Annotated in this window: 13 protein-coding genes; 7 read left to right on the top strand and 6 right to left on the bottom strand. The window is 70.0% G+C overall.

Features of this window, described 5'->3' with window-relative positions; genetic code table 11:
- The first annotated feature begins 2 nt into the window (after positions 1-2).
- On the top strand, positions 3-2,006 hold the full coding sequence (locus tag CMC5_RS35260; RefSeq protein WP_050434515.1) for a hypothetical protein: 2,004 nt from the start codon (positions 3-5) through the stop codon (positions 2,004-2,006).
- Between the two features lie 118 nt (positions 2,007-2,124).
- Complete coding sequence (locus CMC5_RS35255; RefSeq protein ID WP_050434514.1) at positions 2,125-4,200, top strand: lysyl oxidase family protein; 2,076 nt, start codon at positions 2,125-2,127, stop codon at positions 4,198-4,200.
- A 90-nt stretch (positions 4,201-4,290) separates the two neighbouring features.
- On the opposite strand, the gene CMC5_RS48780 is transcribed toward CMC5_RS35255, so the two are convergent.
- From CMC5_RS48780 to CMC5_RS35235, 4 genes are all read right to left on the bottom strand, one after another.
- Positions 4,291-5,511, bottom strand: coding sequence for an STAS domain-containing protein (locus CMC5_RS48780; protein WP_156339098.1), 1,221 nt, complete (start codon positions 5,509-5,511; stop codon positions 4,291-4,293).
- A gap of 220 nt (positions 5,512-5,731) precedes the next feature.
- Positions 5,732-6,892 carry a glycosyltransferase family 4 protein gene (locus CMC5_RS35245; protein WP_050434512.1) on the bottom strand — a complete coding sequence of 387 codons (1,161 nt, stop codon included), beginning with the start codon at positions 6,890-6,892 and terminating at the stop codon, positions 5,732-5,734.
- Positions 6,889-10,068: a DEAD/DEAH box helicase gene (locus CMC5_RS35240; RefSeq protein WP_245678011.1), complete on the bottom strand. Its 3,180-nt coding sequence runs from the start codon at positions 10,066-10,068 to the stop codon at positions 6,889-6,891. Before CMC5_RS35240 ends, CMC5_RS35245 begins: the two co-directional genes overlap by 4 nt.
- A 16-nt stretch (positions 10,069-10,084) precedes the next feature.
- Positions 10,085-10,795 (bottom strand): VTT domain-containing protein, encoded by a 711-nt coding sequence (locus CMC5_RS35235; RefSeq protein ID WP_063796401.1) that lies wholly within the window; start codon positions 10,793-10,795, stop codon positions 10,085-10,087.
- Positions 10,796-11,005: 210 nt separating this feature from the next.
- Between CMC5_RS35235 and CMC5_RS35230 the strand changes: the two genes are divergently transcribed.
- The 3 genes from CMC5_RS35230 to CMC5_RS35220 all read left to right on the top strand — a co-directional run bounded on the left by CMC5_RS35230 (position 11,006) and on the right by CMC5_RS35220 (position 14,533).
- Positions 11,006-11,362, top strand: coding sequence for a hypothetical protein (locus CMC5_RS35230; protein ID WP_050434511.1), 357 nt, complete (start codon positions 11,006-11,008; stop codon positions 11,360-11,362).
- 1,157 nt (positions 11,363-12,519) lie between these two features.
- Positions 12,520-13,134 (top strand): hypothetical protein, encoded by a 615-nt coding sequence (locus CMC5_RS35225; protein ID WP_156339097.1) that lies wholly within the window; start codon positions 12,520-12,522, stop codon positions 13,132-13,134.
- A gap of 685 nt (positions 13,135-13,819) precedes the next feature.
- Positions 13,820-14,533 carry a hypothetical protein gene (locus CMC5_RS35220; RefSeq protein WP_050434509.1) on the top strand — a complete coding sequence of 238 codons (714 nt, stop codon included), beginning with the start codon at positions 13,820-13,822 and terminating at the stop codon, positions 14,531-14,533.
- A gap of 273 nt (positions 14,534-14,806) precedes the next feature.
- Here the strand turns inward: CMC5_RS35220 and CMC5_RS35215 are convergent, their stop codons facing one another.
- Positions 14,807-15,994 (bottom strand): SMP-30/gluconolactonase/LRE family protein, encoded by a 1,188-nt coding sequence (locus tag CMC5_RS35215; RefSeq protein WP_245678010.1) that lies wholly within the window; start codon positions 15,992-15,994, stop codon positions 14,807-14,809.
- A gap of 130 nt (positions 15,995-16,124) precedes the next feature.
- Between CMC5_RS35215 and CMC5_RS35210 the strand changes: the two genes are divergently transcribed.
- Positions 16,125-17,027: a LysR family transcriptional regulator gene (locus CMC5_RS35210; RefSeq protein ID WP_050434508.1), complete on the top strand. Its 903-nt coding sequence runs from the start codon at positions 16,125-16,127 to the stop codon at positions 17,025-17,027.
- Between the two features lie 149 nt (positions 17,028-17,176).
- Here the strand turns inward: CMC5_RS35210 and CMC5_RS46230 are convergent, their stop codons facing one another.
- Positions 17,177-17,611, bottom strand: coding sequence for a nuclear transport factor 2 family protein (locus CMC5_RS46230; protein WP_050434507.1), 435 nt, complete (start codon positions 17,609-17,611; stop codon positions 17,177-17,179).
- A gap of 653 nt (positions 17,612-18,264) precedes the next feature.
- Here CMC5_RS46230 and CMC5_RS47080 point away from each other — a divergent pair.
- Positions 18,265-18,528, top strand: coding sequence for a hypothetical protein (locus tag CMC5_RS47080; protein ID WP_218920136.1), 264 nt, complete (start codon positions 18,265-18,267; stop codon positions 18,526-18,528).
- Positions 18,529-18,554: the final 26 nt, after the last annotated feature.

Raw genomic sequence — 18,554 nt, 5'->3', positions numbered from 1 at the left:
GGTTGAAGTCCTGCCTGCAACGCTCCTTTCGAGCCTCCCTCCTCGCGCTCGCCGTGCTGCTCTTCCCACAGCTCGCCCGCGCCCAGTCCGACTGTCCTCCGGAGCTTGCAGCATGGGCCCGTGCCTGCGCTGCCCAGCAAGACATCACCCTCGTCCCCACCCGCTGCCCTGACGGCCAGCTCATCCTCGTCGCCACCGCGCCCGCCGGCCTCCCCCTGGAAATCGAGGTCACCCCTGGCGCCTCGGGCGGCTTCCGGCGCGTCGGCCCGCTCGGCCTTTCCCCCATCACCCAGCTCCCCGACTGGCAGGCTGCACCTCCCCCCCTCCGCCACGCCTTCGACGCCGTCGCCGCGTGCGTCGAGCGCGGCCCTGCACCACCGCTCCACACCCTCACCACCTCACGCCCTCCCGACGAAGCGCGCTGCCCTCCTGCGCCGCTCCCCCATCGCCTCCTCACGGCCCTCCTCCTCGCCGCCGTCGCGCTCGGCCTCCTCGCGCGCCGCGCCCACCTCCGCCTCGCGGGCGCGCTCACGGCCCTCACCGCGCTCACCTGGCTCCTCCGACGGCTCCTGCTCCCCCCCGCCTTCTTCCACCAGAACGGCCAGGGCGCCGCCTGGATCGAGAAGGCCCTCGGTGCGAGCTCCCTCTACGGCCCGGGCTACCACGAACTCCACGGCGCCCTCGCGCAGCGCGCCCCCCAGCGCGCCGACCTCCTGATCTTCGAAGCCCACGCCGCCCTGTCCGCCCTCGCCCCCGCGTGCGCCTGGGCCATCGCGCGCGCCGCCGGAGCCCGCCCCCCCCTCGCGTGGTCCCTCGCCCTTGCCCTCGCCCTGAGCCCTGGCCTCGCGCGCCTCGCGCTCAGCGAGTCGTACTACACCGCCATCGTCGCGCTCCTCCTCGCCGCCGCCGCGCTCCTCGCCGTCTGCACCCCGGCGCGCCGCCTTCAGCGCCGCCTCACGCGCGCCACGATCGCCTTCCCCCTCGCCCTCGTCGCCGCGGGCCTCCTCGTCGCCCAGGCCGCGCGCATCCATCCCATCGCCTGGATCCCTGGTGCCCTGGTCCCCCTCACCACGCTCCCCGGACCTGGACCCCTGCGCCGCCGCCTCGCCCACACGGCCCTCGCCACCGCCGTCATCGGCCTCGTCGCCCTCCTCGCTGCCGGCCCTGCCGTGCTCGACATCGTGCGCGGCTCCCTGGGCGCCCAGTGGCTCCCGGCCAGCGCATCCCCTTCGCGGCACGCGCTCCGCTGGGCCCCCGCCGCCATCCCGGCCGTCGCCCTCCTCGCCGTCCTCCTCCAGCGCCGCGCTCCCAACCGCAGGTTTCGCATGGGCGCCTGGCTCCTCCTCGGCCTCCTCCTCGCCCAGGCCCACCGCGCCGCCCACATTTTCGGCCGCGAACCTGCCTGGATCGAACTCTCGTACAGCGCCCTCTACCTCGGCCCCTTCCTCGCCGTCATCGGCGGCCTCCTCGGCGAGATGCGCCCGGGCCGCCGCGCGCTGCACGTCGCCGCCGTCCTCCTCGCTGCGGCCCTCGCCTACCACGTGACCCATGCCCGCGAGCAGACGGCGCTCCCCACCGACGCCCTCGACGCCGCCTTCTTCCGCGCCTCGAGCGACCAGCTCCCCGAGAGCACGACGGTCCTCTACCTCAGCCAGGCGCGCCACCCGACCCGTCCCGACGAGCCCAGGAGCCCCAGGACCAACCTGTTCCTTCTCCCGGTCTACACCACCTGTGGCGAGCCCCGCGTCCGTGTCCTCCCCAGCTCGGCCGAGTACCTGGCCAGCCCGGCGGTCCTCCCGACCACGGCCCCCTACTACTACCGCACCTCCCTGTGCAGCACCGCCGAAGGGCGCGCCGCGTGCGAGCACATCGAGTCCACCTTCCGCCTCACGCCGGTCGCCGAACGCGAGCTACCGGCCCGCCCGAGCCACCCCCTCCTCGTCTACCTCGCGCCCACCGTGCGGGTCGGTCTGTACCGTGTCGAGGGCTACCGCGCCGAGCCCTGAACGACCCCCGAGCGTCCAGTCGAGCCGACACACCCTGGCGACCCTCCCCCCGGGGGGAGCGAACGCTGACCAGGACATCTTGCTGTGAACCGGTCGCGAGGTCGGATATTCATGGTCAATGCGGACGGCATTCGCCTTGCTCTTTCTGGGAGCAGTGGTCGCTTCGGGGTGTAGCAGCGAGATCCCCACCAACCTGTTCAACAACGCCACCGGTGGCGCGGGGGGCACGGGAGGCACGGGGGGCAGCGGCAACGGAGGGCAGGGGGGTGATCCCGTCGCCACCGGGTGCGACGCCTGCGGAGGCGACAGCCCCGTCTGCGTCGATGACGACTACTGTGCCGCCGCCTGCCCATCAGGTCGGGAGGCGTGCAACACCTCCGACGACCCGTCGGATCCCGCGGCCTGCTGCCCCTCGGGGGCTCAGTGCTGTGAAGCGCAGATCTTCGGCTATTCAGGCGCGGATCTCTGTCGCCCCTCCAACGAAGCTTGCCCCATTGGCTGCCCGGGCGGCGAGCAGGCCTGTCCGCTCCACGAGTACTGCCAGCTCGCCCCTTCCTCGAACGAGTACAGCTGCGTCATGGGTTGCCCGCTCACCTCGGTGTGCGGCTTCAACCTCTGCTGCCCGACGGGGAGCCAGTGCCTGAACGGCGAGTGCATCCTGCCCGACCTCACCATCGATCAGGCCCGGCTCGCCCAGACCGTCTCGCTGTCCCAGGTCAACGCCGATTCAGACCCGTGCCTGATCGCCGAGGACTGCTTGAACGGCCCCGGCATGCGCAACGTGCTGCGCTTCGGCACCCGCGCGCAGAACGTCGGGCAGGCCGACTTCGTCATCGGGAGCCCCACGGGCAACCCCGACTTCCATTACGACACCTGCCACGGCCATTATCACTACCACGAGTACGCCGATTACCGCCTCGTCGACGCCGGCAACAACGTCGTCGTCAGGGGCAAGAAACAGGGCTTCTCGATCATCGACATGGGGCGCATCAACCCGAACGACCCCAGCGTCCCCACCACGCCCAAGTACAACGGCGGCTTCCAGGGCATCCAGCGCGGCTGGTACGACGAGTACGGCGCCGGCATCCAGTGCCAGTGGATCGACATCACCGGCGTCCCCGCGGGCGAGTACACCCTCGAGGTCGAGGTGAACCCGGCGCGCCGCATCGGCGAGTCGAACTACGAAAACAACGTCGCCCGGGTGCAGGTCACCGTCCCCGATCCTGCGTGCTTGAACGTCGACTGCTCGTACCTCAACAGCGACTGCACGCAGGGGGTCTGCCAGCCTGGCCAGGGCTGCGTCGAGACGCACATCAACGAGGGCGGCCAGTGCGAAGACGGCCAGTTCTGCACCACCGGGGAGACCTGCATGGCCGGCTCGTGCGGCGGTGGGAGCCCGCGCCAGTGCGCTCCGTTGACCGGCTGCCACGACGCCACCTGCGACGAGGCCAACGACACCTGCATCTCGGTCCCCGCCAATGACGGGCAGGCCTGCGACGACGGCAGCCCCTGCACCTCCGGCACCACCTGCTCGAACGGCTCCTGCACCAACGGCGCCCCCGCGAACGAGGGCGTGAGCTGCGACGACGGCGCCTCCTGCACCAGCAACACGGTGTGCGTGGCCGGCCTCTGTGGTGGTGGCATCGGGCCGACCGTCTACTTCGCCGACGACTTCGCCAACGACAGCAAGGGCTGGATCCTCGGTCCCGAGTGGCAGATCGGCCCGGCCGTGGCCTCCGTCGGCGCGAGCCTCGGCGGCAACGACCCCGCGAACGACCACACCCCCACCCTCGACAACGGCGTCGCCGGCGTGAACATCGGCGGCTTCGCCGCCCGCGTGAACCACGGCTACTACTACCTGGAGAGCCCGCCGTTCAGCACGGCGAACGCGCAAGGGCAGGTGATCCTCGGCTTCTATCGCTGGCTCAACAGCGACGCGCTCCCCTACATGTCCAACACCATCGACGTGTGGAACGGCGCCGCCTGGATCAACGTCTGGAGCTCGAACCAGACCATCGTCGATGCTCCGCCGAGCGGCCCGGGATGGAACTTCCGGCAGCACGACCTCACCCCGTACAAGAACGCCGCCATGAAGATCCGCTTCGGCTTCATGGTCGCCAGCGCCGCGCAGCTCTACAACATCGGCTCGTGGACGCTCGACGACGTGCTCGTCGCCTCCTCTCCCTGCCCCTGACCCCCCTGGGCGACCGCCTCTTCTTCGCGGTCGCCTCGTCACCCCACGATCCGCGTCACTCCACGATCCACGTCACCCCACGACCGCGCGTCAGCGTGTCTTCCTGGCGAGGCGCATCGCCCGCGCCACGCCTTCTTGCAGCGTCGCGCAGGTGATCATCCCGTCCAGGTGCACGTCCAGGCCCACCAGCGTCTGCGCCACCGCGCCGCGGATGCCGGTCACGATCAACTCCGTGCCCAGCAGCTTCGCTGCCCGCGCCGCCCGCAGGAGCCCCTCGGCGACGTGCGTGTCCACCACGCTCATCCCCGTGATGTCCAGGATCGCCACCCGCGCCTGACGTGCTGCGATTCCCTCCAGCAGCGCGTCCAGGATCGACGCCCCGCGCGTCGCGTCGACCGTCCCCACGATCGGCATCGCCACCACGCCCTCGGCGAGCGGCAAGAGCGGCGTCATCAGCTCGCGGATCGCCGCGTCCTGGGTCGCGATCACCTCTGCCTGGAGCCGCAGCCGCTCTTGCTCCACCTTCAGCAGCTCGGACACGTCGCGCACGATGCAGCAGAGGGCCTCGCCCCCGCCCTCCGTCTGGAGCCGGAACGCCGTCACGTCCACGGGGACCTCGTGCCCCTCGGCGCCGAGCAGCCGCAGCCGACCCCGCCAGTGCTGCTCCGCCATGATCGCCTCGCGCGCCGCTGCCCAGCGCCCCGCGTGCGCGGGCACCACCAGCGACCCGAACGTCTCGCCCAGCGTGAGCTCACGCCCCATCAGCGAGTTCATCGACTCGTTGGCGAAGCTCATGTACTCCCCCATCGAGCTGACGGCGATCGCCTCGGGGCACACCTCGGCGAACACCCGCAACAGCGGCGCGCTGAGGACCAGCCCCGCCTGCGGCAGCGTGAACGCCATCTTCGTCGTCGCCTCCAGCCCGGCGGAGTAGGACGCCATGAGCTGCAGCGTCCCCTCGCGCGCGTGGGGGAATCCCTCTGCCACCAGCTCCAGCGCGACCGCCAGCACCTCCTGCCGTGACGCCTCCAGCAGGTGGCGCGCGTTCTCCGGCGCGCCCCCGATCACCACCAGCGCCTCGCTGCTCGCCACCACCCGCTGACGCAGCGGCTCGAGATCGGGCTCCATCGTCGAGACGAGGTAGGACCGCAGGCCGTCGGCGTTGGCCTGCAGCATCACGTCCTCGGGCACCGCGGCGAGCGCCGGAAAGTAATGGAGGATGTGCGTGTTGATCTTCGGGAGCAGCCTGTCGAAGCGGCGCTCCAGCGCCTCGCAGAAGCGTTCGAGTGGGTGCTCGTTCGGCTCTTCCATCAGCGTTCCTTCGGCCAGCTCCGGTGAACATCCCCCCTCGCCCGAGGCTCGCGTCGCCTCGTTCGGCCCGCGCAGCTCCGCACACACGTATTATGTCGAAGCGCGCTTGCCGTGAAAGCGGGAGATGCAGCCGCGTGCCACGAAGGTGAGCCTGCGTGCACGCTCAGCTCACGCGGTTCGGCTCACACGTTTTCAGCGATCGCGGTTCGATGCGCGCAGTTCAGCTCATGGTGCGCAAAGGGCCGAGGCGGGCTGCTTCCTCGTGGACCTCGAACGTCGTCTGCGCGCAGGCATCCCAGGAGAACGCCCGCGCCCGTTCGAGCCCGCGCGCGCGCAGTTCGGCCCGCCACCCGGCTTCCTCGCGCACCTTCTGCATCGCCTCCGCGAGCGCCCCCACCTCGCCGCGTGGCACGTGGACACCCGCGCCCCCCAGCACCTCCACGAGCGGCGCGATGTCGCTCGCGATGACCGGGCAACCGACGGCCATTGCCTCCAGCGCCGGCATGCCGAACCCCTCGGCCAGCGACGGCTGGAGCAGCGCCGTCGCCCCGTGCATCAGCGCGAGCAGCCCCTCGAACGGCACCCCTTTCAGCAGCACCAGCCGGTCCCGCACCCCCAGCTCCTGCGCCAGCCGATCCAGCCCGCGCCCCGGCCACAGCCGCTGCAGCAACACCAGCCGCTCTCCCCCCGACCCGCCTCCACCGCGCGCATGCACCATCGCCGCGAACGCGCGCAGCGCCAGCTCGTGCCCCTTGTACGGCGCGTTCTGGCCCACCAGCAGGAAGTACGGCGCATCGCTCCCCACCAGCGCCGCCGCCCGCGCTCGCGCCGCGTCCACGTCCACGGGCGGCGCGAACCGCGCGTCGACCGCGTTGTGCGTCACCACCACCCGATCCCGCGTCGCCGGGTGGAACCGCACGATCGCGTCCGCCGACGCCTGCGACACCGTGAGGATCCGGCGCGCCCCGAGGATTGCGTTCACCAGCCCCGCCCGGAAGAACGGCACCCGGAACACCCGCAGCAGCGCCGACCCCTCGGCCAGGTGCGGCTCGTCCAGCCACATGATGTCGTGGATCGTCACCACCGCCGTCGATCGGATCCCGAACGGCAAGAGGTTGTGCGGCGCGTGGAACACGTCTCCGTCCGTCGGCCCGAACAGCCGCGGCAAGAGCAGCGACACCGGCTCGTTCGGGTTGCTCGGCGCCACCACCTCCGTCACGTTCGGCGCCTGGCTGAGCGGCGCCTTCGCCCGCGGATGACGCCACAGCACGAACTGCGCGCGCGGACCGAGCGCGGGCAGCCGGTCCACCAGTGCTTGCACGTAGGCACCCACCCCGCTCGGCCGCTCCCGGATGTAGCGGCAGTCGATGCAGACCTTCATCGCAAGAGCGAGAGCAGATCTTCCCGCGTCAGCGCCGCGGCCTGCTCCACCTCGCCGAGGGCCGCCCCTGCCAGCGCCCGCTTCTTCTCCTGGAGCCCCAGGATCCCTTCCTCGACCGTGTCCTTCGCCACCAGCCGGTACACCATCACCGGCCGGTCCTGCCCGATGCGGTGCGCCCGGTCCGCCGCTTGATCCTCCACCGCCGGGTTCCACCACGGATCCATCAGGAACACGTGGTCGGCCGCGGTCAGGTTCAAGCCCGTCCCGCCCGCCTTCAGCGAGATCAAGAGCACCGGCGGCCCTGCTGGATCCTGGAACGACGTCACCACGCCGGCCCGGTCACGCGTCGACCCGTCCAGCCGCGCGAACGAGATCCCCACCGCCTCGAGATGCGGCTCCACCAGATCGAGCAGCGACGTCCACTGCGAGAACACCAGCGCCTTGTGCCCGTCCGCGGCCGCGTCGATGAGCGCCTCCACCAGCCGCTCCACCTTCGACGACGAACTCGCCGACTGCCCTGGCACCAGCGCCGCGTGACACGCCGCCTGCCGCAGCCGCAAGAGCGCCTCCAGCGCCGCCAGCACGCTCCCGCCCTCGGCCAGCTTCGTCACCACCTCCTTGCGCGTCGCCGCCATCACCGCGTCGTAGACGGCGCGCTCCCCCTCCTCCAGCTCGCAGTACAGCACCGCGTCCGTACGCGGAGGCAGCTCCGGCGCCACCTCCCGCTTCAGCCGCCGCATCACGAACGGCCGGATCTTCTGCCGCAGCCGCGCCGCCGCATCGGGCTGCCCCGCCCCGATCGGCCGCGCGAACCGCTCCTGGAAGTCGCCGAACCCGCCGAGCAGCCCGCGGTTCGTGAAGTGCATCTGACTCCACAGCTCCTCGAGCCGGTTCTCCACGGGCGTACCGCTCAACGACATCCGGAAGTCGGCCTTCAGCGCGTACGCCGCCCGGGCCACCTGGCTGTCGGGGTTCTTGATGATCTGCGCCTCGTCGAGCACCACCACGCCCCACGTCACCTGCGCGAGCTCCTCCGCGTCGAGGCGGAGCACCGAGTAGGTCGTGAGCGTCACGTCGGCCTCGGGATCCAGCGCCCGCTTCGGCCCGTGGTAGATGCTCACCGCGAGCCCCGGGCGGAAGCGCTGGATCTCCGCCGCCCAGTTGTGCACCACGCTCCGCGGGCAGACCACGAGCGCCCGCCCCTTCAGCGCGCAGAGTGCCTGCAGCGTCTTGCCGAGACCCATGTCGTCGGCGAGCACCGCGCCGAGCCCCGCGTCGCGCAGGAAGCACAGCCAGTCGACCCCTTGCCGCTGGTACGGCCGGAGCGTCGCCGAAAGATCCTCCGGCAGCCCCGCCTCCGGCACCGCCTCGAAGCCCTGGAACAGCGGCTCCAGCCGCTTGAGCCCCGCTGGCCGCGGCATCTCCAGCGCGTCGCACAGCTCGGACATCGCCGGCAGCGCCGCGGGGGACACCGTCCCGTCGTCGCGCTTCGCCGCCAGCAGATCCGCGACCCGCTGCCCGTGCTGGTTCATCCACTCGCCCGGCAGTGGCGCCCATCCCCCGGCGGCCAGCGGCACCAGCGGCAGCCCGTCCTGCCAGGCCTTCACCACTGCCGCCGCGTCCACCCGCGCCCCCGACGGCACCTCGCCGTCCTCGTCGTCTTCCTTGGTCCCTGCGCGCCGCAGCTCGAAGAACAGCTCGATCGACACGTCGTCGACCACGAGCCGCGGGACCAGCTCGGTCTTCTTGAAGATCTTCCGGTGGTCCTCGCCCCCCTCGCGCGCGCTCCACCCCTGGAGCCGCGCCGCGAACCGTGCTGCCTCCCCCCCGTCGAAGTCCACGCAGCGCCCTGGCACCAGGTTCAGCTCCGCGCGCAGCCGGTTCAGCAGGTCCCGCTCGCCGGACTCGTCCCGCACGGGCGTCGCCCCGCGCAGGTGCACGAGCCGCCCGTTCTCCACGCGCGCCTGCGGCGGATCCCCGTAAACCAGGCTCGGGATCACCGACAGCGTGTGCCCGCGCTGCAGGAGCTGGAACAGGATGCGCGGCCGTGCCCCCTTCTGTGCCTTGGGCAAGCGCTTCGTCCGCACCTCGACCGGGAAGCGCCGCCCCAGGTCCGGCAGGATCTGCGTCACCACCTGCCCCAGGTCCGCCTTGGGGAACACCCGCCGCACCGGCAGCTTCTCCAGCCTCATCCCGGTCAGCTCCATCTCGCCCAGCCGGTGCAGCACGTCTCCGCAGAGCACCACCCCCGCGGTCAGCACCTCGGTCACCGACGGATCCCGATCGAGCACCAGCGCCACCCCACCGTTCGGCGCGTCCACGATCTGACCCCGCGGCAAGCAGAGCTGTGGCGACACCGACACCGGGCGCTGCTCCATCCGCACGTCGGACACCCCGCCGAGCGCCGCGAAGACCTCGGGCGTGCGCTCCGCCGGCAGGTAGCCGAACTGCTTGTTCCCCACCAGACGATCGAGGGTCACGTCCTCGTGCGTGGGGAGCAACGTCGCCCCGTCGGTGAGCCGCACCCGCGCGAGCGGCCCGCGCACCGCCTCTTCACGCCCATCGGGCAGCACCAGCCAGCGCTCCAGCCCCAGCCCCCCGGGCTGACGCCGCAGCACGTACCGCAGCTTCGCCGAGCGCGGCCCTTCGGCAGACCCCGCGCTCGCTGTGCCCCCGGCGCGCACGACCGGCGCCGCCTCCCGGACCACCACGCTCTCGGTGCCGCGCCCGCCGCGCCCGCTCCACCCAGCATCCAGCGTCTCGAAGCGCCCGGGCGCCGTCGACACGACCCCTCCGCCCGCGCGTCCCCCACTTCCCTCGACGCCTGCCCCTGCCGTGGCGCTCGCGCCCGAAGCCGCACCACTGCCCCCCGCAGCGCTCGGCGCCGCGACAGGAGGCGGCTCGGCAAGGCCTTGCGCCGCGGCGATGGCCGTCGCGGCCACGTGCGGACAAGGGTCGAACTTCCCCCCGCAGTCGCAGGTCCACTCGCCGTCGTCGGGGTAGAGGGTCACCGTCGGTGCCACGGCCCCCGAGCGCACCCGAGCGGTCACCGTGTCGGCGCGCGCCTGCCGGTCGAACACTGCCCCCTCCCGGGCGAGCTTCACACCTTGAGACCAGATACCAGGCAGGCACGCTTTCCGGAGCGTGGCGAGGAGATCGTCGATCGGTGCTGCCAACGGGTCTCTCTCCGCCTCAGTCTTTGTCCGCCTTCGGAGCACGCTGCGATGCCGGATCCAGCGGCACCACGCCCACCACCGGCTGCTCCCGCGCCATCCGGTGGCGGATGGCGCCGATGACCACCGGCAGCACCGAGACGATGATGATCAGGATGACCACCCGCTCGATCTGCTTGGCATCGAAGATCTTCCCCAGGAAGTAGCCGAGGAACGTCATCGAGAAGACCCACAGCACCCCGCCGGCGATGTTGAACATCGCGAAGCGGCGGTACTCCATCTGCCCGACCCCGGCGACGACCGGCGCGAACGTCCGCGCGAACGGCATGAACCGCGCGAGGATGATCGTCTTGCCCCCGTGGCGCTCGTAGAACGTCTTCGTGGCGATCAGGTAGTCCTTCCGGAAGAAGAAGGACTGCTCCCGGTTGAAGATCTTCGGCCCTGCGCGCCGCCCGATGGAGAACCCGACCGCGTCGCCGACGATCGCCATCGTCATCAGCGTCGCGTTCATCAGGAGCAGGTTCTCGAAGTTCCCCAGCTGGAACGGGTTGATCATCCCTGCGTTGACCAGCACCCCGGCGGTCACGAGCAGCGAGTCGCCCGGCAGGAAGAACCCGACGAGCAGGCCCGTCTCGGCGAAGATGATGGCCATCAGGACGGGATACCCACCCCAGGTGAGGAGGGCTTCGAGGTCCCGAAGCCTGCTGAAAAACTCGCGCAGGAGATCCACGGGCCCCGTTTACCCGAAGCCCGAGGCCGAGTCGAATGTCCTGCGCCTCCGTCGGGCCTCTGGCCGTGCCCTGGCGTGCGGCCGAACGGGCCACGCCCACCCCCCACGGCCCACCGTGCTCTTCCCCGCCATGTCCGTGATGTTTCTCACGGCACCGGATTTGTAAGACCGCTGGGGACAGGCGGCCGCGCTGCGGCCAGGAGGAACACCATGGCATCGACGGCGAAGAAGCTGACGAGGGGGAGTGGGCAGCACAGCCGTGACCTCGAGCCGGAGGAGCAACCCCCGCCGGCCCCCCGCCTGGTCGAAGGCGAGGAGGCCCTCCGCGTGGCCCAGTCGCTCCGCCCCGAGGAGCGGGAGGACGAGCCCGAGTCGGTCCCCGAAGAGCGCCGCGGCCTCGAAGAGCGCCGGGTCGACACGCGCCTCGAAGGTCTGTCCGGCATGGGCGCCGTGCTCGGCGAGATCTCCGAGGACAAAGATCAGCTCGGGCACGTCGAGCGGCAGGGCTTGCGGCGGGAAGAGCAGGCGCAGATCGAGCGCCTCCTCGACCCCGACGAGCTTCACTAGACGAACCCTGTCGGGCGACCGTCGGGCCTCGCGGTGGGGCGTCTTGCCACGCAACCAGCGAGATCTCGCAGGCAAGGGAGGCGTCTTGCCACGCGACCAGCGAGGTCTCGCCGGCAGGGAGGACGTCTTGCCACGCGACCAGCAAGGTTTCGCTGGCAGGGGGGCGTCTTGCCACGCGACCAGCGAGGCCTGGCTGGACGAACTCTGCAGGGCGACCGCCGGGCCTTGCAGGGGGCACCTTGCAGGGGGCGCCTTGCAGGGGGCGCCTTGCAGGGGGCGCCTCGCCAGGCGATCACCGAGCTTCGCTGGACGAACCTTGTCGAGCGACCACTGGACCTCGCTGGACGAACCCTCTCGAAGGAGGGTCGAACTCCGCGCGACGAACCCCACCGGGCGACCACTGTGCCTCGCTGGACGAACCCGGTCAGGAGGTGGCCGAGCGTCACTCCATGAATGCCTGTCAGGGAATGGCCGAGCCCTGCTCAATGAATCCCTGTTAGACGATAGCCGAACCATCGCTCGATGGATCTCCGTCAGGGAATGGCCGAGCCATCGCTCGATGGATCTCCGTCAGGGAATGGCCGAGTCTCGCTCGATGAACCCCTGTCGAGCCATGAGTGAGCCTCGATGGACGAACCCTCCAGCGCGACGTACGTGGCGTGCCGCTGGTGGATGTCCCGCGGGCTTCACGGGGAGCGTCGGGCGTCCCCACGCGTCCTCCGGACAGGGGCCGAGCGCGGACCATGGCTCGCCGTGCGCCACTCGGGTGGACCGAGCTCATGGCGCTGCGCGCGTCGTGCGTGCATCGAACGATCGATTCCTGCCTCCGTTCACCGAAGACGCACTCGATCATTGGATCGATCGTGTGAACGCCCCGAGTTCATTGACAGCGCCTTGTGACGATGACTGCGCTGCGTGAACCATTTCATTGCATGAATGAGGACCGAATACGTTGCCTGCTCGGGTGGCTGGTGTTACGAGCCAGTGCGTCACCCTGAAGGTGCGAAGTTGGTCGACATCCTCTGCTTCTCATGCCCGGGGCGGGGCACTGACGAAGCGCTCGGTGCTGGAGGGAGCCTTTGATGCCACAAGCGAGACTCGTAGTTCGCTCTCTGCTCTTCGTCGTTCTCTCCAGCATTGGCTGCACGCTCGATTGCGTGGACCTGACGTCCGTCGCCGTCGAGGAGGTCAGGGCAGAGGCGGCGGAGGTGCCGTCCCCTTCGCAGCGCCTGCGTCTCGGCCTACAGGCTGCGGATCGGGGGCACGCGGAGCTGGGTGGAGAGCGGTACACGGCCTGGTCCGACAGCTCTGGCGGGAGCTTCTTCTCCGGCTGGGCGACCGATTCCGACGGACGTGATCCCGATTCGCTTCGCATTCACCTCCAGGTCGAGTTCTCGGTCTGGTTCGTCGACACGGATCTGCGCGTCTGCCTCGAAGCCTCGGACGGCAATGCCACCTTGCAGTTCGGGAAGAGGCAATGCACGCCGTGGGCGAGCCAGTATGGCGGCTGGTCGGAGGTGGTCTCGGACGCCGATGGGCGGGACCCGGACGCTTACCGGATCACCGTCGAGACGCGGCTCGCGGCGCCTGGCCACGCCATCCGCGATTTTCGCCTCGGCCTGCGGGGCTACGATGGCGGAGGAGCGCATCACGCAGGAGAGGCGCGCTACACGCCATGGGCGCGGCGAGGGGGAGGCTGGTCACGCTGGGCGACCGACGACAACGGCTACAACCCCGACGGCTTCGCGCTGCACCTCGACGTGAAGCTCTGAGGGGGGCGCTGAACGCAGGGCCGCCTCGACGGCGTGCTCCTCGACCACGTCCACCGGCTCACGAGCGCATCCCGCGACGCCGTGCTCGAGCAGGCCAGGAGGGTGGGGCCGTCGAGCGGATAGCCCCAGGTTCGCCTCTGGCACCTCCACCGTCAGCTACTGCAGCCCGCATGCCCGTTTTCCCGTGCAAATCTGACCTTGGCCGACCAGGTGTCCATCCCGAGGGCTCGGGACGATGACCTTGGCCGACCAGGTGTCCATCCCGAGGGCTCGGGACGATGACCTTGGCCGACCAGGTGTCCATCCCGAGGGCTCGGGGCGATGACCTTGGCAGCCCAGGTGGCCATCCCGGGGGCTCGGGATGGATGCCTTGGCAGCCCAGGTGTTCATCCCGAGGGGTCGGGATGGATGCCTTGGCGGCCCAGGCGCGTGTCCCGAGGGGTCGGGGCTGACCCTGGCTGCCCAGGCATGGGCGTCGAGGCCTCGGGATGGACACCTGGGCTGCCAAGGTCACGTGAATACGGTTTGGACGGACATTCGAGGGCTTGTGCACCTCGCCGTGCGCGTTGACGAGGGACTTTCGTGCGTTGCGTCGAGACTGTGCTGCTGGATAATTCCCGCCTCGACAGGTCGTGTCTGTCTGGTACAGCTTTCTAAATTCTCCGAGAACAGGGAGGAACTGAACATGGCGGACAATTACATCGACTATTTCGAAGTGGACGAGTACGGCGGCGGCTTTTTGACGGCCTTAATGAGGCTGGAGGGTGTGGCCACGCTGGTGAACGTCAGCGGGCTCCGGGGCCTGGTGCTGGGGTCGGTTCAGGGGGTGAATCAAGAGCTGAAGAATGCGGGCATCACCCGCAGTGACCTGCGCGGACAGCGCGTCGGCGTGGAAGAGGCCACCTCGCGGGGGCGCAAGGAGCTGGAGCGGTTCCACAGCTACCTGAACTCACTCGACGAGGCGGCGCAGTTCGACCGCGAGGCCTTCTTCAAGAGGAGCAAGCTCGGCGCGCTCTCCGCGCTCAAGCCGGCCGACGTGAACGCGCGCCTCAAGGACGCGATCCGCGGCTTCGATGTGCCCGCGAATGTCGCGCTGCCGGACCGCGTGGCGCGGCTGGCGAAGCTCACCGAGGCGAGCGACGATCTGGAAGCGGCGCTTGCGGACAAGGGCACGTCGGTGGCCGTCAAGCTGAAGAGCACAGCGAGCCTGGTGCAGGCGCGGGAGCGCTTCCTCCACGTATACAACCAGGTGGCCAAGCCGCTCGTCCGGGCCGAACTCTCGCTCCTGGGGCGAGAGCGAGAGATGAGGGACTTCTTCCCTGACCTCCGCGTCCACGAAGATCGGCCGCCGCTGGGGCCGAAGCCGCCCATCGCAGGAGATGCGCCGAGCGCCACCTGATCCCTCCCTGCCTGCTCGCGGCGGCGCGTCGTGTCGAGCGTCGCGTCGCCGCCCCACCCCTCCACCCGACCGCGATTCCCTCAGCATCTGCAGGGCGGTCTGCGTGTCGAACATCCACTTTATGTAACGCGCGCGCCATGCACGCTTTTCAGCGATCCATGGTCCACGGGCGTCCGAAGTTCGGCCTGACGCCCCCGAACGGTGTGCCGTCGAAGCCTTTCAGCGCGTCGAAGCCTCTCCGCGCGCCGAAGCCTTTCAGCGTGTCGCGGCTCTTCAGCGCAGAGACAGCGTGAGCAGCTCCACGGGCCACCGGGTGCGCGCCTCGCCGCCATTGAACAGTGCGACACGATCCATCTGGGGCGCCGGCATCCAGAGCACGCCGCGCGCGTCGAGGTACGGAGCGTCCACCCAGTGGAGGCGCGGGTCGGTGAGGATGGTCTCCACCTCGCCGTCGGGGGTGCGCTTGCGCAGGGCGTTCTGCGCGAGGTCCGTGAAGTAGAGGGTCCCGTCGGCGTCCATCGCCGTCCCACCGACCGCGGGCAGGTCGAACCAGGGCTCGACGTGCTCGGCGAGGGTCGCGTCGTCGAGGCCGGGGGTGTCCAGCCAGCGGGTCTCGATGCGCCACATGGGGCCGCTGAGGGGGGCGAAGTAAAACCACTGCCCGTCGGGGCTCACTTCGAGGGGGTCGGCGTGCACCCGCAAGGGCTTGCCGTCAGGGGCGCGGAGGACCTGGCCGTCGACCACGATGGGGCGGTCCTCGGAGGCGGTGGTGAAGGGGGTGCCGTCGAGCACGCGCCGGGCGTCGCCGGTGTCGATGTCGAGCACGATGAGGCCAGGCTGGCCAGCGTCGGTGAGGTAGGCGTTGCGGCCGTGGAAGCGGAGGTCGTCGACGTAGCTCCGGGGCGTGGCGATGCGCTCGTCGAAGGGGTACACGCGCAGCACGGCGTCGCGGGCGAGGTCGATGCGTACGAGCTTCGCGCCGCCGGGCAGCGGGGCGCCGCCGAAGTCGGGGCTACCAGTGTCGACGACCCACAGGCCACCTTCGGTGTCGCGGTGGATGGCGTTGATGTTGACGAAGGCGTGGGCGGCGTCGTCGCCGGGCTTCCAGGCGTTCCATGCGGCGTCAGGGTAAGGGGCGGGGCGGCCTTGCGCGTCGAGCCGGGCGAGGGAGGGGCCGCGTGTGCCGGTCCAGCGCGGGGCACTGACGAAGATGCGGCCGTCGTCGGCGACGGCGACGGCGTTCCAGATCATCGCGTCGCTCGTGGCGGCGACGGTGAGCGTGGGCGTCGAGGTGGGGGCGCTCGGCGCTGAGGCGTCAGGCGGCTGGCAAGCGACGAGCAGCGAGGTGGCAGCGAGGATCGCGGTGAGGGTCTTCATGCAGGTCTCCGCGGGCACGTCGGCGTCGAGCAGGCTGTCTTCGTGGTCGATGGGGAGAGGCGTGCGGTAAACGACGGCTTTCATGGGCGTCTCCAGGGGGTCTCTGCGACCTCGCAGGGCTCAAGGTGCGACTCTGGGGCGTCTCTGAACACCGACGATGTCTCACGCACGCCATGCGAAAATGCATACCCTCCGCCGATGGCGGGAGTGACCCATGCGACCTGACTGGGACGACCTGCGCGTGTTCCTTGCCGTGGCCCGTGCGGGAAACCTCTCTGCCGCCGCGCGCGCCATCGGCCAGACGCAGCCCACGCTGGGCCGCCGCCTGCGGGCGCTGGAGGAGGTGGTGGGAACCCGGCTGTTCCAGCGCAGCGCCGAGGGGTTCGTGCTCACCGACGAGGGGGCGCGCATCCTCGCCCACGTGGAGCGGATGGAGGCCGAGGCCCTCTCCGTCGACCGGGCGCTCGCCGGGCAAGAGGCCGAGCTCTCGGGCCTCGTGCGGGTGTCCACGTCCGAGTGGTTCGGCAGCCACGTGGTCGCGCCGATCTTCGCGCGCTTCACCCAGCGGCACCCGCGCGTGACGATCGAGATCGTCGCCGAGACGCGGTTGCTCAGCCTGGCGCGGCGCGAGGCGGACCTGGTGTTCCGGTTCCGTCGCTTCGAGGAGAGCGACGTCGTGGAGCGCAAGGCCACGCACGTCGCCTTCGGTGTCTACGCGACATCGGCGTACCTGAAGCGGGCGGGGACACCCACACGCGGCGAGGGCGAGGGGCACGCGCTGATCACGATGAACGAGGCCTTCGCGGGGCTCGCGGACGTGACCTGGCTGCGCCGGATGCTGCCCGCGGCGCACATCGCAGGCCGCAGCAACAGCCGTGATGTGCAGGCGGCGCTGTGCGAGGCGGGCGGAGGGATCGCGGTCCTGCCGCGCACCCTGGGGGATGGGCGGCGCAGCTTGCGGCGCCTGGACCTGGGGGAGCCGCCGCCAGGGCGCGACATCTGGGCCGGCTACCACGCCGACATGCGCCGCTCGCCGAAGCTGCGGGCGCTGCTCGACTTCCTCGGGGCGGAGCTTGCCGCGATGGCCGAGCAGCTCGCGCCGACGGATGGGCCATAGGCGGAGGCGGGAGGGAGGCGCGATGGAGGCGCGAGGCTGAGGCGCGGCGCGGGAAGGGCGATGGACGAGGAGGGGCGCCCGCGGGAGGCGCGTTCGGGAGGGGGCCCGCGAAGGGCGTGCTCAGGAGAGGGGACGGGGAAGGGGAGGGATCAGGCCGCGATCGAGGGCGGGCCAGCGTGCGGCACGCCGTAGGCCTGGCTCAATGCGCCGAGGTTCTCGACCACCATGACATGGGTGATCTTGTCGCCGTCGAAGGTGAAGATGGTCGCCCACTGGGTGTAGAAGACCGTCCCATCCTTGACGATGCGCAGGGTCTCGTCCCCCGTGACGACGCCCTTCTGATCATTCGCGAAATAATCGTGGATGTTGAGGCTGATGTGCTGAACGTTCGCGGGGAGCCCGCGGAAATACTCCGTGATGGCCTCCTTGCCGACATACTCGTTGGCAACGGGAGTCCCTGGCCCGATCGAGATTTGATAGACGGTCTCCTCCGTGAGGCACTCCAGCAGATGCGACGCATCACCTCGCGTGGTGAATGCATCGAAGATGGAGCGCAACCGGGCGATGATTTGGTCTGCGGCCATGGCAACCTTCCTTGTGAGGTTTCGTGACATGAGAAGAATAGAGGCTCCCGGTCTGGAATTCGAGAGCCCTATTGAACGAAATCCTGCCTTCGTGTCTGGCACGGCGGATGCGTTCAATCGTGGAAGACGGGTCATCGTCGATTGGTGAGGTGCGCGCATTGCCACCTTCGACGACATGAGGGGGGTGGGTGTGATTGGCTGCGCAGTGGAATGACGGGATGGGGCGTGCGCGGCGTCACCGGCGTGAGCACGAGGCGGGGCGCTCCCAGGAGGCTCGGTGGGAGAGGGGGCGAGGCGACCCCCTGGAGGTTCGCGACGAGACCGCTCACGGTCGCGTGCCTGGCGAGGCGACGCCCAGGTGAGGCGTGAGGCGCGCGTCGGTGGCCATCGGCGGGGATGGAGGATGCGGGGGATCGCGGCCATCGGGTGGTGTCACCGGTGACCCCTGGTCCGGCGTCATCGCCTGGTCTGGTGACTGCATCCACCGTGGACTCGCGCTGCAACCATTGCGTCGCCATTTCGTGCCATTGCACCACCATGCGCGGAACGAAGGTGGGGACCGAGCTGGCGTTGCAGGTTTCATTTCCTGTAAAGACGGACTCGATTCGATGCCAATCGAGTGAACCTGGTCCTGTTGCGGACGAAGAATGAACATGGTACCGGTGGACCAATCATTCGGATCCGCCGCGCTGACCGACGACACGGTAGAGACGCTTTCACGGGTGACCGAGAACGATGAGAGTGAATTTCCCTCTCAGCGTTCTCGCAGACTGCTTGGCGATTGGCGGCATGTTTCGACGCTCCTGCTGATTCTGGAAGAGAGCGGCACATGCGTTGCGGTTCGAATCGAGCGGCCTGCACGCCGAAGGCAGTTCAGCGTCATTGAACTCGCTCGAAAGGCAGTTCAGCGTCATTGAACTCGCTCGAACGTCTTCTCGTGCCC

It is taken from the genome of Chondromyces crocatus (assembly GCF_001189295.1).
Classification (GTDB): domain Bacteria; phylum Myxococcota_A; class Polyangia; order Polyangiales; family Polyangiaceae; genus Chondromyces; species Chondromyces crocatus.
Note: the sequence above shows the minus strand (reverse complement) of the source record. Positions and strands in the feature narration are given on the sequence as shown.

Excerpts from the sequence above, each read along its gene's own strand:
- CMC5_RS35255 (WP_050434514.1), top strand. The coding sequence starts at position 2,125 with ATGCGGACGGCATTCGCCTTGCTCTTTCTGGGAGCAGTGGTCGCTTCG.
- CMC5_RS48780 (WP_156339098.1), bottom strand. The coding sequence starts at position 5,511 with ATGGAAGAGCCGAACGAGCACCCACTCGAACGCTTCTGCGAGGCGCTG.
- CMC5_RS35245 (WP_050434512.1), bottom strand. The coding sequence starts at position 6,892 with ATGAAGGTCTGCATCGACTGCCGCTACATCCGGGAGCGGCCGAGCGGG.
- CMC5_RS35230 (WP_050434511.1), top strand. The coding sequence starts at position 11,006 with ATGGCATCGACGGCGAAGAAGCTGACGAGGGGGAGTGGGCAGCACAGC.
- CMC5_RS35220 (WP_050434509.1), top strand. The coding sequence starts at position 13,820 with ATGGCGGACAATTACATCGACTATTTCGAAGTGGACGAGTACGGCGGC.
- CMC5_RS35215 (WP_245678010.1), bottom strand. The coding sequence starts at position 15,994 with ATGAAAGCCGTCGTTTACCGCACGCCTCTCCCCATCGACCACGAAGAC.
- CMC5_RS35210 (WP_050434508.1), top strand. The coding sequence starts at position 16,125 with ATGCGACCTGACTGGGACGACCTGCGCGTGTTCCTTGCCGTGGCCCGT.
- CMC5_RS46230 (WP_050434507.1), bottom strand. The coding sequence starts at position 17,611 with ATGGCCGCAGACCAAATCATCGCCCGGTTGCGCTCCATCTTCGATGCA.
- CMC5_RS47080 (WP_218920136.1), top strand. The coding sequence starts at position 18,265 with ATGGTACCGGTGGACCAATCATTCGGATCCGCCGCGCTGACCGACGAC.